Genomic DNA, 13,640 nt, shown 5'->3' with positions numbered 1-13,640 from the left:
AAAAACCTTGATTATTCTGTTTAGTGTAAATAATCAAGGTTTTTATTTGTAGAGAGACAATAAAGTTATTTAAATTTTTGAGTAGATTAATTCACCGATCGTTTAATCTAAGAGTTATTTCATATTCGTGCCCGATGTATCAACTTTTTTATAAAAGTATCATTCAATTGATTATGTTAAAAGCGTGTTTTGATCAAAGGAATATCCTATGCAACTGAAGGCCTCGGGCCATTGCAAGCCAATGGGTTTACGGAGCTATCGCCGCGGAACCAGACTATATCTGCTTTCTTTTCTTTCTTTTCTTATACTAAGTCATATAAAAAAGGTTTAGGCAATCGGGATAGCAGACCCGTTGTTTCGGATAAAACCATAAAAAGACTTTTCTCTTTCTTATCGGAAGCACTAAGTATTAATCTATATTTGCAAACATGGCTAGTTCCTCTTTATTACCAATCATCAGTAACATATCTCCTTCGTGGATAACCTGATCGGGAGATGGTGAGATAATAATCTCACCATTACTAACGATAGCAATAGCACTTATATTATATTTTGCACGTAAATCAAGCTCCCTGAGACTTTTTTCTGTCATGCTCACAGGGATCATGATTTCCTCAATATTGTATTCTTTAGAGAGTTCTATATAATTCAACATATTAGGGGATAGGAGTTGATTAGCCACCCGTTCACCCATATCTCTTTCCGGATAGATAACCCAATCAGCGCCTACTTTATTTAACACTTGTCCGTGGTTTTTATTAAGAGCTTTTGCAATAACCTTTTTTATCCCTAATTCCTTTAAGAGCAATGTAGTTAAAATGCTTGATTGCATATCATTTCCTATGGCTACGATGACACAATCAAAATTGCGGATTCCGATGGATTTCAATGTCTCTTCTTCAGTGGTATCCGCCATGACTGCATGGGTAACGCTCAATTCCGCATCCTCGACTCTCTCCTCATTTATATCGATTCCCAAGACCTCTTGGCCTGCTGAATGTAACCTAAGAGCTACACTCATTCCGAATCTTCCTAAACCAATAACAGCATATTGTCGTTTAGACATTCATTTACACCCCTTCATTTATTTTTAACCAATCATGATTTTGCCTTTTGGATGACGGAAAGGATCTGGTTTACGCCTCATGGCAATGGCAAAAGCAATAGTCAAAGGCCCCAACCTACCTGCAAACATCGTGAAAATGATGAGCATCCGGCCAATAGGCGATAATTCGGGGGTTAAACCCATTGAAAGACCAACGGTAGCAAATGCCGAAGTAGCCTCAAATAATATCATTAAGAAATCTCTACCATTTTCTGTGATGGTCAGTAACATGGTAATCGTTAATATTAAAGATAACCCAATTACAGTAACTGTTAATGCTTTAAATATTGTTTCAATAACTATGCGGCGACGAAACAAAACTACATCTTCTTTCCCTTTAATCTGAGACCAAACAGTTCCTATTAGGGTGGCTAATGTAGTGGTTTTAATCCCGCCACCAGTCGACCCAGGAGAAGCCCCAACAAACATTAAGAAGATGATAAGCAACAAAGTAGGCTGTGTTAAGTCCGGAATGTTTAATGTATTAGATCCTGCTGTTCTCGGTGTAACTGATTGAAACAATGAAGACAATACTTTTCCAGCGTAAGATAAAGGCTGTAACGTTTTGTCATTTCCATATTCAAATATGAATATTAAAATGGCCCCTCCTATTGTAAGGATTAAGCTAGTCATCAATACAATTTGCGTATGAACGGATAACCGATGGGTATCATGGTATTCGTATAGTTCATTTATAACGATAAAGCCAATTCCGCCTAATGTTATTAGGGCAGCAACAGTAAGGGTTACGATAGGATCTTCTGCATAAGGTGTCAGACTCCTAAACTCTCCCATTAAGTCAAAACCCGCATTATTGAAGTTAGATATCGAATGAAAAACGCCATAATAGAGTGCTTTACCAATTGGCATATCGAAAGAAAAACGAATAGATAATATAACGGCACCTAGGATTTCAATGACAGCAGTGAAAATCAAAATCTTTTTTACTAACCTAACTACACCTGCCATAGATAAGTTATTTAAGGATTCTTGAAGCAACAATCTGCTTTTTAATGAGATTCTTTTGCCTAATAAGAAGAAGAAAAATGTTGCAAATGTCATAAAGCCTAGACCACCCACCTGAATAAGTGATAAAATCACCAACTCTCCAAACTTCGTAAATGTCGTTTCCGTATCAACTACGACAAGCCCTGTTACACATGTAGCAGAGGTAGAAGTAAATAAAGCATTTAAAAAAGAAAGACCATTCCCATCTTCAGTGGAGATTGGGAGTGTTAACAAATATGAACCAATAAGTATCAAGGCGGCAAAGCCCATTACAAGAATTTTTGGTGGATCTAAAAATTCTATTCTTTTTTTCAAATTAATCATCATCCTAACTGTAAATTAGATATTAAGGGTACGAAAAAAAATGTACATTTGTACGGTGAAATGTGAATATTGCCAAAGGAAAAGGAGGGCCTTCTGTTAGATACTCTGCTACTACAAGTTGACCCAATACAAACATTAGAAACTATTTGACATTTGGTTAGTATTTCACATGTGCTTCATTCCATTCCCCTTCTATGTAGATAACTCTGAACATTAACTACGGTTTCATTGGGAAACAAAAGTAGATCAACGTTTTCTTTTTCCATGTATGCAGTAATAATTTGGTATCTACCCAAAGCGGCGATTTATAATTACGCGTGGATACATTAGGTGATTTGTCATTGATGCTTGAGTTGGAAAGTACCGATTTAATCATTGATCTAGTAACTTCCAAAGGGTGGCACAATATATTCTTCATAACCCATCGAGTTACTGACTCGTACCTTCTTGCTTTATCGTAGAAACGTAGTTATTTATGTTTTCCTGAGTTTTAATCTTTTTTACATAAAATCCATTTACAATTGCTGATCATAGGAGTATTATAATCAAAGTTTCAATTTCTAAATCGCTGAAACCATTAGGTACGGGGGAACCATTTTTGTGGGTTGTTACTATACCCAAGGGGTGAATCCTTTAAAGGTAGGGCTACTCAAGGTCCGAATCCGACAGCTAACCTCGTAAGCGTTAAATGAGAAGGAAGGTGGAGCTTGTGACACACGAAAAGTGATGTGCCTACAGGTCTATTCTGTAGGCACTTTTTTGTATTCATGTAAAATTTTATTGCTCTTTTGAGTCAATACTGTATGTACGGATAAAAATTAACTCATAAAAACTATTAGGGTGGTTTGGAATAATGATTTCACTTATAAAAAGGATGTTAATTGGGCGACCTCTGAAATCCAATGAATTAGGAGAACAGAGATTAAACAAAAAGAAAGCATTAGCAATCCTTTCTTCTGATGCTCTATCATCAGTGGCATATGGTCCTGAACAAATTTTGATAGTATTGATTACGTTAAGTGCAGCAGCATTTTGGTATTCAATTCCTATCGCAGTTGGTGTATTAATTCTTTTAACAGCTCTCATATTGTCTTATAGACAAATCATTTTTGCTTATCCTCATGGCGGTGGAGCGTATGTGGTTTCAAAGAGCAATTTAGGTGTAAATCCAGGCTTAATAGCTGGAGGTTCCCTATTGGTAGACTACATACTAACTGTTGCTGTAAGTGTGTCTGCTGGGACTGATGCTTTAACATCTGCCTTCCCCACTTTACATAACTTTAATGTGGAAATTGCCATTATATTTGTCATTTTTATTACAATTTTGAATTTAAGAGGAGTAACGGAGTCTGCTTCAATATTAGCCTACCCCGTTTACTTATTCGTTTTAGCGTTGTTAATATTAATTGGTGTAGGTATTTATAATATTCTAACTGGAGGAGTTTCGCCTGAATTGCACACCCCAATAGGTACACCTGTGGCGGGAATCAGTTTGTTTATTCTTTTAAGGGCGTTTGCTTCAGGAAGTTCCGCCTTAACAGGGGTTGAAGCTATATCGAATGCCATTCCTAACTTTAAAGACCCAGCACCTAATAATGCTGCTAAAACATTAATGGCGATGGGAGCCTTGCTTGCCGTACTGTTTTCAGGAATTGTATGTTTAGCCTATTATTATGGTATTTCTCCTAGTGGAGAGGTAACCGTTGTTTCCCAAATTGCCGAAGAAACTTTCGGCCGGAATTTCATGTACTTCTTTATACAAGGAACTACAGCATTGATTTTAATCCTTGCTGCGAACACTGGTTATTCTGCTTTTCCATTGTTGGCAGTAAATCTTGCAAAGGATAAGTTTATTCCAAGGGCGTTTCTAATGAGAGGAGACCGATTAGGATATTCTAATGGGATTATCATACTTGGAATTGCTTCGATCATTTTAATCCTTGCTTTCCATGCAGAAACGGAGCATCTTATCCCACTTTACGCAGTTGGTGTATTTGTTCCATTTACTTTATCTCAATCGGGCATGATGGTTAAATGGTTACGAGAGAAGCCGCATGGGTGGGTACCAAAATTCATTATTAATACTACGGGCGCCGTTATTAGCTTAACCGTCACATTAATATTCTTTTTAACAAAATTCTCACAGGTTTGGTCAATCTTAATTTTTCTACCTATCATTGTCTTTATCTTTCATAGAATTAGAAAGCATTATGAAGCTGTTGGAGACCAACTTAGGCTTACAACTTGTGAACCATCTGCGACCATTGACGGTAATGTTATGATAGTGCCTGTTGCTGGCATGACTCATGTTGTAGAGAATACCTTAAATTATGCTAAATCGCTTTCTCCACAACAAATTATTGCAGTGTATGTTGCATTTGAAAGAGATGACGAGAAGAAATTTGAAGGAAAATGGAAGAGATGGCAACCTGATGTAAGACTGGTGACACTGCACTCTCATTACAGAAGTATCATCAACCCACTTACAAAATTTGTTGATACTGTAGAGAATAAAGCAAGGGAAGGGAATTATCAGGTAACTGTTGTTATTCCACAATTTATTCCCAAAAAAGGCTGGCACAATATTCTTCACAATCAATCAAGTTTTCTTATTCGGGCCTTCTTACTGTTTCGAAGAGACGTGGTAGTAACAACTGTACCTTATCATTTGAAAAAATAAGGAATTGAATTAATGTACTTCTTAATGCTATAGGTAATTATCAGAGCTGTTATGCAGCTCTTTTTCTTATGGAGCTAAAGGGGCAGAATAGCATTCCTGTAGTTCGTTATTTTTCAGCTTTGAAAAAAATAGGGCTCCTCAGTAAGATGTGAGTAAGACACCACTCTAACTCAAAACCTTAGGAGGAACCCTAATATGAAGTTTAAAATGCAAGATAAACAAAATCAACTAATAGAAAGAATTTCCGATAAACACCTTGTTGTTGGAGTGGATATTGCCCAACAATTACATGTGGCTAGAGCAGTGAATTTCCGTGGAATTGTAGTCGGAGATCCACTTGTGCATTTGAAAATAATGAAGATGGTTTTGCTAGTTTATTAAAATGGATGGATAAGCTTCAAAGATTAAATAAACTGGATGCAGCCATCGTGGGAATGGAACCTACAGGCCATTATTGGATTAATCTTTCAAAATGGCTATTTAAACAAGGAATTGAGGTAGTAACGGTAAACCCCTCACTTAGTAAAAAGGAATAAAGAAAACCGTGATAATACTCAGTCTAAAAGTGATAAGAAAGATGCCCTGGTTATCGCTGATATGGTGAAGAACGGTTACTACGCCTTTGTCAGGAACACTTCAGAATCATTTGAAATACTTAGGGTCCTTATGTCTAACCGTGATGTGGTAGTTAAACGACTCGTTAGCACTATTAATCAATTAAACCGTTGGGTAGATATTGTCTTTCCCGAACTCAGGCAAGTATTTAAAGACATTACTGGTAAAGGGGCTATCGCCACACTTCGTTTATTTCCATCTCCAATGGAACTGCGTTCCCTGAAACCTCACGATGTTGTTTCAGGATGGAAATCAATAATGAAGAGGCAGCCTGGATTAAAGAAAGCTCAATTACTTCTTCAATTAGCTAGGAAATCTGTCGGCACAAGACAAGCACTTGAAGCGTATAAATTTCATTTGGAACAATTATTAGAGGAGTATGACCTCGCAGTCTTACAACTCGAAAGAGTGGAACAAGAGGTTAAGGATGTATTAAAACAAATACCTTTTGCCAAGAAGCTTCTTGCCATTAAGGGAATTAGTGAAATTTCTTTAGCTGGAATATTAGGTGAAGCAGGAGATCTAAGTGGTTTTTCACACGGTAATTCTTTACTTCGGCACGCTGGGTTGCATTTGGCTGAAGCAAGCTCTGGAAAGTGGAAAGGGCAAATTGTCATTTCTAAGCGAGGGCGATCCAGGCTAAGGCGTTTCCTTTACTTAGCCACCATGAGCCTTGTGATGAATAACACGGAATTTCGAGCCATTCACACCCATAATGTTAAGGTGAAAAAAATGAAGAAAATGAAATCGATTATGAAATTGGTAGGTAAGCTAGCTAGGATATTTGTTGGAATAGCACGCAGAAACGAGTCTTATTGTGCAGATAAAGTTCAACCTATAACTGAACTGGTTGCGTAGTTTTAAAGGGGGATTTTTTAATAGGGTTCTCGAAGGGAACCTTCAAAAACTAATTTTCATAGACTTTTTCTTTTTACGAATGTTGGCTTATTCGTAGGATTTCAAATATGTACGGAGTACCAGATTTCTTGAACAAAAGGGCACCGACCCATCAGGATAGCATAACTGGCCTCCACCCCTTGGATAGGCATGACGAAGGAATGATAGGGCAATTGACCCGTTGAGACATGGGAGGGAAAGCCTCCAGGGGCGGCGTGGAGAATGTACATTATATGGTAAAATATGGAGTGTTCTACAACTCCTTTATTTCACTATGCCTTCACGAAATCTTCATGTCCTGAAATCACTCCATTTAACCGTGAACTTAAATTCAATGGTGATGAAATCCTGCGAATAAGCGAGTATTTGTGAGAAAATCGTATTAAACTGAGGGAGTTCATCAATCATATTGTATTCGAACTATGCAATAAATACTAAACCATGAGAATAGAAAAATGATATTTAAATCTAATTATTGGATTTTATGGTAAAATTAGTTATAACTTTAAATCGTATGTAAAAGAAATGGAACAATTCCTTATAAAAAAGCACATTGGAAATCAATATGAGAATGATGAGTATCAAGACGAGGATAGTCATTTTATGCAAAGTATAGCTGTGTGATTAATATGGAACAACAAGCAACCACCTATACTATATTAATAGAGGAGAGGGAATGCCTTATGAAAATACGTAGTCAAATTACATTTGCAAGTCTTGCCCTATTAATAACTGGAAGTTCCCTGCTATACACATCGCCACCCTCAATTGCAAAAGAAGAGCCTACTCAAAATGTATCTAGTTCGTTACAAACAAGCACTCAACGAGATCATAATTCCGTCAAGCAAGCAATGCGGGATACATTGCAACTTGGATTCCCGGGAATACTTGCTAAAACTTCTGAGGATGGAAAAACGTGGGGTTATGCCGCTGGGGTAGCGAATCTGAGCACCAAAAAACCAATGAAAACAGATTTTCGTTTTCGCATTGGCAGCGTGACGAAGACGTTCACCGCAACGGTTGTACTTCAATTAGCTGGAGAGAACCGCTTGAATCTAGACGACTCCATCGAAAAATGGTTGCCTGGTGTCATTCAAGGAAACGGATATAATGATAAACAGATTACCATCCGGCAGATATTGAACCATACAAGTGGTATCGCTGAATACTCAAGGTCAAAAGACGCTGATTTTATGGATACAAAAAAATCGTATACGGCTGAAGAACTCGTGAAGATGGGGATTTCACTGCCCCCAGACTTTGACCCAGGAAAGGGCTGGTCTTATTCAAACACAGGATACGTATTACTGGGTATTCTTATTGAAAAAGTAACCGGAAACAGCTACGCGGAAGAGATTGAAAATCGGATTATTGAATCGCTTGAATTGTCGGATACATTCCTACCTGGTAATTCAAGCGTTATTCCAGGTACCAAGCATGCTCGGGGATATTCCCAACCAGACGAAGCAAGTGAGATAAAAGACGTTACTTATTATAACCCAAGTGCAGGCAGCTCGGCTGGAGATATGATTTCTACTGCTGACGACTTAAATAAATTCTTCACTTCCTTGCTCGGTGGCAAATTACTGAAGGAACAGCAACTAAAACAAATGCTTACTACAGTTCCTACAGGAACAGCAGGAATTGATGGATATGGTCTTGGAATCTTTGAAACTAAGCTTCCAAACGGTGCCTCGATATGGGGACACACAGGTGGCATTCTAGGGTTTTCTACTCTTGCTGGAGGTACACTTGGAGGCAAGCATACGTTGGTCATCAGTTTGAACAGTTTGGGTAGAGATAACAGTCCTAATCCTTTTAAAAATATTTTACTTGCTGAATTTAGCAAGTAGGCAAAAAGGAAAAATTTTGTCATAGTTTTTATAGTTAAAAATATACCTTTCCGGTTCAAAAGACCCGACTTACTTTTAAAAACAGTTAGCTATTAAGCAAGAAAAAGTTAACTCCTTCTCAAATAACGGTTAATGCATTAAAATGTTGCAAAAACTATTAAATTTCTAATGAGCGATGAAGCAGATTGGATTACAAGTTAGATTATTCATTCAGAAGGTGAATTTAAAAGGTAAATTAAACAAAAAGGTTCTAGAACCTTTTTGTTGTATTAAATTCAAGGATAGATATCAATTTGTGAAAGATTGTACTTAAACTAACGGGTGCTTTACTTTAATAAGGAAGGTTGCTGAGGCAGCCTTTTTCTTATGGCACTAACGGGGCAGGTTAGTTCACCAAGAAATGTAATGAAATTCATGGTATATTATGTAATAAAAATGAAAAAAAGGGGATTTATTCATGTTTAAGTTTTTTCTTATAATCGGAGTAGTTGGCATTATTATTTCTGGTATTTTTATTGGAGCTTGGACAGGTGGGCAACAGCAAAGAGCTAATTTTCATTCTGAATCAGAAGGACATAGGAATTTTAGAACGAAAATAGCATTCTTCTCAGGCCTCATAGGTGTAATCTCTTTGGGTATTACTGGATTAATATATTTTCTATAAGCAATACGTTTTTCTTCAACTAAACGTGTTAGCTTAAAATTGTAAATGTGTATTTTTGGGGGATTTGATGTGTGGAAATTTACAGTGATGTTGTTCTTGTTACTCATTGGAGGAATAGGTGGCATTGGCATAGTTAGTCTTTTTGAAGGAAATGAAATTTTTTCCGGATATCACGCTGGTATTGCGGCTATGGTTGGTATGATTGTTGTATTACTTTTGTTTATAGTCGCTCAATTACATAATATAGAAAGTAAAAAGGATTAGAGTTTTTCACTACAATAAGAGAGGTTTCTGAGTCAGCCTTTTTCTTATGGCACTAACGGGGCAGGTTAGTTCAACAAATAATTGAATTTTTAACTGCTCCTATTTCTGATATGAATGGTTATGTAAACCTCAAACCTCACATGAATGATATTCATACATCATTAATATCAAAAGGATATGAAAACGCCTCTTCCGATTCAATTCTAAAAAGGAAGTACCTGAAATATAAATATAATCGAAAGGAGTGAGACAACAATGGAAGCAAGTACCTTTTTAGGACTGTTTTGGGGATGGACGACGGTTATCATATCGGGAATACTTTTCGTACGTCCATTGGTACTACGTGAACTGAAAAAACTAGTGGTCGAGGACAGAGGATTTGGGATTATGTATGGCTTTCTATCAATTTTCCTAGGGTTAGGTACTGTTATCCTGCATAATGTATGGGCACTTAACTGGCAAGGATTCATTACACTGATTGCATGGCTCGCACTATTAAAGGGAATTTATGTAATTGCATATCCTGAACCATCTAAGAAAACCAACTTTGAAGTACGGATACTATCTACGCGTATAACACTCGCTATCCTTGGTGTTTTAGCTTTATGGATGCTTGTAGTAATTTATATGAAATAATCTGTAATTTGAAATAGCGACAAATCGAAAATTATGTTAACCACCCTTGTTTAAGGGGGGGGGGGAGGTTATGGTTTATCTTGTTGAACTAACAGGTGCGTTAGCTGTAGGTCGGAGCTGTCTTTAAGGCAGCTTTTTCTTATGGCACTAACGGGGCAGTTTAGTTGAAGAGAGGTTTTTAACTTGTGTTCAACAATCGAGCCAAATCCTAGAATAAGTAAGGAAATTAAAAGGTGCTTCTTGAATTGTAAGTTAAGCCAGAAAAAAGCAAGATTATTTAAGAAAGATAACATAGTTTTAATTATTAAATTATAAGATTAAATTGTAATGAATGGAGGGATTTCAATGGATTTGTATTACGAAGTTAATGGTAATGGTTATCCTGTGGTTCTCCTTACCGGTGGTGCTGATGTACGGAACTGGACATTTGTCGCATCTCTTTTAGCGAAACACTACAAGGTCGTTGCTTTTGACGGACGTGGGACCGGGAAATCACCGACCCCTTCAGAAGATGTCAACCATGTTGAAGATTTGCTGTCGCTGCTTGATCATCTAGAAATCAATCAGGCGACACTTATTGGTCACTCAATGGGTGGCCAAATTGCCACTGAATTTGCTCTGAATTATCCTGAAAGGGTTTCAAAACTTGTTTTGCTTGCGCCTGGATTATCCGGGTTTAGCTATTCAAAGGAATTTGAAAAGAATATGAAGGCGATTCATGAAGCTGCCCCCGATATCGGTAAGATGGTTGAGCTTTTGCTCAGTAATCCATCGTATCGTGTTGTAAAGGTGAGTCCTCACCTGAATTTGATGGTTCAAATGCTCCGGCACCATATGAACCGAATGTTTGAATGGCCGGCTGTTAAATTGATTTGGCCGCAACCACCGGCCATCGAAAGATTAGGAGAATTGACGGCCAAAACATTATTGATAATCGGTAAGGAGGATTCACCCGATAACCTTCGTGTTGCCAATTACTTTCGAAAGCACTCAAACGCTCGAATCATAGAAATTCCAGGTGCTGACCATATGGTCAATCTCACCCATCCCGAGAAGCTATATCGTCAAATTACTGGTTTTATGAAGGAATGAAAAGTTTACTATGCCAAGGACTCCGGAAAATCATTCGTCAGTTTTGTAACTTATCTAAATTATAATACGGGCGATAATATAATATTAACAGTTCAATTAAAGGGCGCTTTTCTTTAATAAGAAGGCGGCTTTTTGCACTAGATTCTGGAACAACCTATTTTAGGGATTGTAATATGTTAAAGTTTAGAAGAGATTGTGAAGGTTTCTACTTAAACTATAGGGTGCGTTAGCTGAAGATCAGAGCTGTCTTTAAGGCAGCTCTTTCTTATGGCGCTAACGGGGCAGGATAGTTCAACAAAATTCTGATTTAATTCAAAAACTACGATAATAAATGCGGCTTGATTCAGGCTTATATCTAGGAATCCAAATATTGGTATGATACAGTAAATATAAGGAATTTATAGATATCATAACGAGGTGGGACGAGAAATGATAAAGGGTCTTTACGAGGCACATTTACCTGTAAGTAATCTTGAAAACTCAATAAAATTTTATAAAAAGTTAGATTTAGAAATTGCCTATCAAAATGATAAATTAGCTTTCTTCTGGATTGAGAAAGGTAAAAGTTGGCTTGGTCTTTGGGAAACAAACCATGTAGAAATTCCCTACCATCCTTCAATACGACATGTAGCTTTACAAATAGATATAGAGGACATGACATCAGCAAAAGATTGGTTGAATAGTAAGGGAATCGAAATTCGTACAACCTTTGACTTAACTGAAGAACAACAACCTTTAGTTCTTGATAACAATCCACAAGCTCACGCAGCTATTTATTTTGATGACCCAGACGGAAATGCTCTTGAATTGATTGCTCCTTTAAGATTGGACTTTGAGGAATATTTTGGAGACATGTCATTAGAGAATTGGTATAGACGAAATACTGCTCACAACTAATTCTGCTCTGCTACAGTAATGGATTATTGAGTTTAACAAGGGGATTGCTGTGGTAATCCTTTTCTTTATGGAACTAACGAGTACGTTAGCTGAAGATTAGAGCTGTCTTTAAGGCAGCTTTTTGTTATTCAATTAAAAGGGAAGGTTAGTTTAATAAATTAATCGAGAGGAAAAAATAAATGGAGAAAATAAATGAAATTATTTATAGTCTTGTAAACCAAGGCATAATAAAAAATGATGATATAGACTTAACAAAACTAAAAAGTGGTACTACAAATGGAATTTTATATACTCTACATAACAATGAAATACCGAAATATGTAATAAAAATAGACCAACCTAAACTTATAGCTATAACAGAGGATTTTCTCCTTACTTATAAAGATGTAAATTTGTTGCCAAATGTACTTTATACAGATGAGAAAAAAGAATTTATTGTATACTCTTATATTTTTGGAGAAACTCATTTTAATCGAGGATCTAAATTAGAATGGATGTCGATTTTAATTAAGGAACTATTAAATAAATACAAAAAAGTAAACAAAGATAACTGGGGAAGAGTAAATGGAATACATAGAAATTCATGGGCGGACTTCAATCTAAGTAGTTTGGAATTTGCCAAAGAGGATATAGGCGATTTATTACCAAGCGAGGATCATAAAAAAGTGGAGTTATTGGTTAATAAATTGAAAACATACGAACATCAAGAAGAAAAGTATTACCTACATGGAGATGCTGGTGTTCATAATTTTGTATATAAGGGCAATAAATTAAATGGAGTTATAGACCCTTCGCCTTTAATCGGTCCAAAGATTTATGATTTTACATATGCATTTTGCTCTTCTCCAGACAATTTAAATTTAAGGACACTATTGTCATCTTTCTCATTATTGACTCAAGATGTCCCCTTTAATACAGAAAGGCTTTTGGATGAAGTTCTTTTTCAATTATACACACGTATAGGCGTTTGTATTAGAGTTCACCCGCATGACTTAAGTGGCTATCTTAAAGCTTGGAAAGAATGGAGAGTGTATCTTCCTTCTATGTAAATAGGGATTCTTAATGAACTACCATGAAAATAGACTTCTGGAATTTAGGGGAAAAGGCAATACTTAAGAAGACGCAGCTCATTGTTTTTTTAAAAAGGGGAGAGCGCCTAATTTACTGATTTATTGTAGGTAAGTGGACTGAATTAAGATGCTTCAGGTTCTTGTAATGTAACTGTGTATCCTAAACTTTCAAGTCTTCTTAGTGAATGCCGAAAAATTGATTGTTGTCTCTGTTTATCAAAGTAGTCTTCGCCTAAGTCTACATACATTTCTTTTCGAGTTAAGAGATAATAGGAGATACGTAACATGGCATGAGCGACTACTATTCCTGCTCGTTTCTTACCTTTTCGTGATGCTGTACGCCTATACAGTGCTCCGAGATAGTTTTTAGATCCTCTTACAGAATGAGCTGCTTCTGTTAATGCTGATCTCAAATACTTGTTTCCTTTTTTTGTTTTAGCCGATTTTCTTTTTCCCGCACTTTCGTTATGCCCAGGAACTAGTCCTGCCCAAGAACACATATGAGCTGCACTTGGAAACTGTTTCTTAATATCAG

General features: G+C 36.7%; 11 protein-coding genes, 1 pseudogene and 1 riboswitch. Of the genes and pseudogenes, 9 read left to right on the top strand and 3 right to left on the bottom strand.

The genetic code is table 11. The annotated features are described in order from the left end of the window. Positions 1-409: 409 nt before the first annotated feature. Together ACIQ0C_RS24040 and ACIQ0C_RS24035 are read right to left on the bottom strand one after the other, a co-directional pair. Entirely contained in the window at positions 410-1,066 is a 657-nt protein-coding gene (locus ACIQ0C_RS24040; protein ID WP_403064702.1) for a potassium channel family protein, read from the bottom strand. A gap of 24 nt (positions 1,067-1,090) precedes the next feature. After that, the gene (locus ACIQ0C_RS24035) at positions 1,091-2,383 is read right to left on the bottom strand and encodes a TrkH family potassium uptake protein (RefSeq protein ID WP_483878368.1); all 1,293 of its coding nucleotides are present in this window, start codon (positions 2,381-2,383) and stop codon (positions 1,091-1,093) included. 610 nt (positions 2,384-2,993) lie between these two features. After that, positions 2,994-3,137: riboswitch (cyclic di-AMP (ydaO/yuaA leader) on the top strand. A gap of 153 nt (positions 3,138-3,290) precedes the next feature. Here ACIQ0C_RS24035 and ACIQ0C_RS24030 point away from each other — a divergent pair. From ACIQ0C_RS24030 to ACIQ0C_RS23990, 9 genes and pseudogenes are all read left to right on the top strand, one after another. Further along, positions 3,291-5,117 carry an APC family permease gene (locus ACIQ0C_RS24030; RefSeq protein WP_403064696.1) on the top strand — a complete coding sequence of 609 codons (1,827 nt, stop codon included), beginning with the start codon at positions 3,291-3,293 and terminating at the stop codon, positions 5,115-5,117. A 195-nt stretch (positions 5,118-5,312) separates the two neighbouring features. Then, positions 5,313-6,590, top strand: a pseudogene (locus tag ACIQ0C_RS24025) (IS110 family RNA-guided transposase). 722 nt (positions 6,591-7,312) lie between these two features. After that, a complete protein-coding gene (locus ACIQ0C_RS24020; RefSeq protein WP_403064694.1) occupies positions 7,313-8,482 on the top strand; it encodes a serine hydrolase domain-containing protein in 1,170 nt (389 codons plus the stop codon). 457 nt (positions 8,483-8,939) lie between these two features. Then, the gene (locus ACIQ0C_RS24015) at positions 8,940-9,146 is read left to right on the top strand and encodes a DUF5316 family protein (protein WP_034306256.1); all 207 of its coding nucleotides are present in this window, start codon (positions 8,940-8,942) and stop codon (positions 9,144-9,146) included. Between the two features lie 69 nt (positions 9,147-9,215). After that, a complete protein-coding gene (locus ACIQ0C_RS24010) occupies positions 9,216-9,410 on the top strand; it encodes a hypothetical protein (protein ID WP_054399314.1) in 195 nt (64 codons plus the stop codon). 255 nt (positions 9,411-9,665) lie between these two features. Continuing rightward, positions 9,666-10,046 carry a hypothetical protein gene (locus ACIQ0C_RS24005; protein ID WP_403064689.1) on the top strand — a complete coding sequence of 127 codons (381 nt, stop codon included), beginning with the start codon at positions 9,666-9,668 and terminating at the stop codon, positions 10,044-10,046. A gap of 345 nt (positions 10,047-10,391) precedes the next feature. Next, positions 10,392-11,138: an alpha/beta fold hydrolase gene (locus ACIQ0C_RS24000; protein WP_403064686.1), complete on the top strand. Its 747-nt coding sequence runs from the start codon at positions 10,392-10,394 to the stop codon at positions 11,136-11,138. 429 nt (positions 11,139-11,567) lie between these two features. Then, complete coding sequence (locus ACIQ0C_RS23995; RefSeq protein WP_403064683.1) at positions 11,568-12,035, top strand: VOC family protein; 468 nt, start codon at positions 11,568-11,570, stop codon at positions 12,033-12,035. A gap of 179 nt (positions 12,036-12,214) precedes the next feature. Next, complete coding sequence (locus ACIQ0C_RS23990; RefSeq protein ID WP_403064680.1) at positions 12,215-13,084, top strand: hypothetical protein; 870 nt, start codon at positions 12,215-12,217, stop codon at positions 13,082-13,084. Positions 13,085-13,227: 143 nt separating this feature from the next. On the opposite strand, the gene ACIQ0C_RS23985 is transcribed toward ACIQ0C_RS23990, so the two are convergent. Beyond that, positions 13,228-13,640 (bottom strand): transposase (locus ACIQ0C_RS23985; RefSeq protein ID WP_403064677.1); only part of this gene is annotated, 413 nt, incomplete at its 5' end.

The organism is Peribacillus sp. NPDC096448, from assembly GCF_044762675.1.
GTDB lineage: Bacteria > Bacillota > Bacilli > Bacillales > DSM-1321 > Peribacillus > Peribacillus frigoritolerans_B.
The sequence above is the reverse complement of the archived record's forward strand: the minus strand, read 5'-3'. Positions and strand labels throughout refer to the sequence as shown.

What these genes read in the sequence shown, in the direction of transcription:
- ACIQ0C_RS24040 (WP_403064702.1), bottom strand. Translation starts at nt 1,066, where the DNA reads ATGTCTAAACGACAATATGCTGTTATTGGTTTAGGAAGATTCGGAATG.
- ACIQ0C_RS24035 (WP_483878368.1), bottom strand. Translation starts at nt 2,383, where the DNA reads ATGGGCTTTGCCGCCTTGATACTTATTGGTTCATATTTGTTAACACTC.
- ACIQ0C_RS24030 (WP_403064696.1), top strand. Translation starts at nt 3,291, where the DNA reads ATGATTTCACTTATAAAAAGGATGTTAATTGGGCGACCTCTGAAATCC.
- ACIQ0C_RS24020 (WP_403064694.1), top strand. Translation starts at nt 7,313, where the DNA reads ATGAAAATACGTAGTCAAATTACATTTGCAAGTCTTGCCCTATTAATA.
- ACIQ0C_RS24015 (WP_034306256.1), top strand. Translation starts at nt 8,940, where the DNA reads ATGTTTAAGTTTTTTCTTATAATCGGAGTAGTTGGCATTATTATTTCT.
- ACIQ0C_RS24005 (WP_403064689.1), top strand. Translation starts at nt 9,666, where the DNA reads ATGGAAGCAAGTACCTTTTTAGGACTGTTTTGGGGATGGACGACGGTT.
- ACIQ0C_RS24000 (WP_403064686.1), top strand. Translation starts at nt 10,392, where the DNA reads ATGGATTTGTATTACGAAGTTAATGGTAATGGTTATCCTGTGGTTCTC.
- ACIQ0C_RS23995 (WP_403064683.1), top strand. Translation starts at nt 11,568, where the DNA reads ATGATAAAGGGTCTTTACGAGGCACATTTACCTGTAAGTAATCTTGAA.
- ACIQ0C_RS23990 (WP_403064680.1), top strand. Translation starts at nt 12,215, where the DNA reads ATGGAGAAAATAAATGAAATTATTTATAGTCTTGTAAACCAAGGCATA.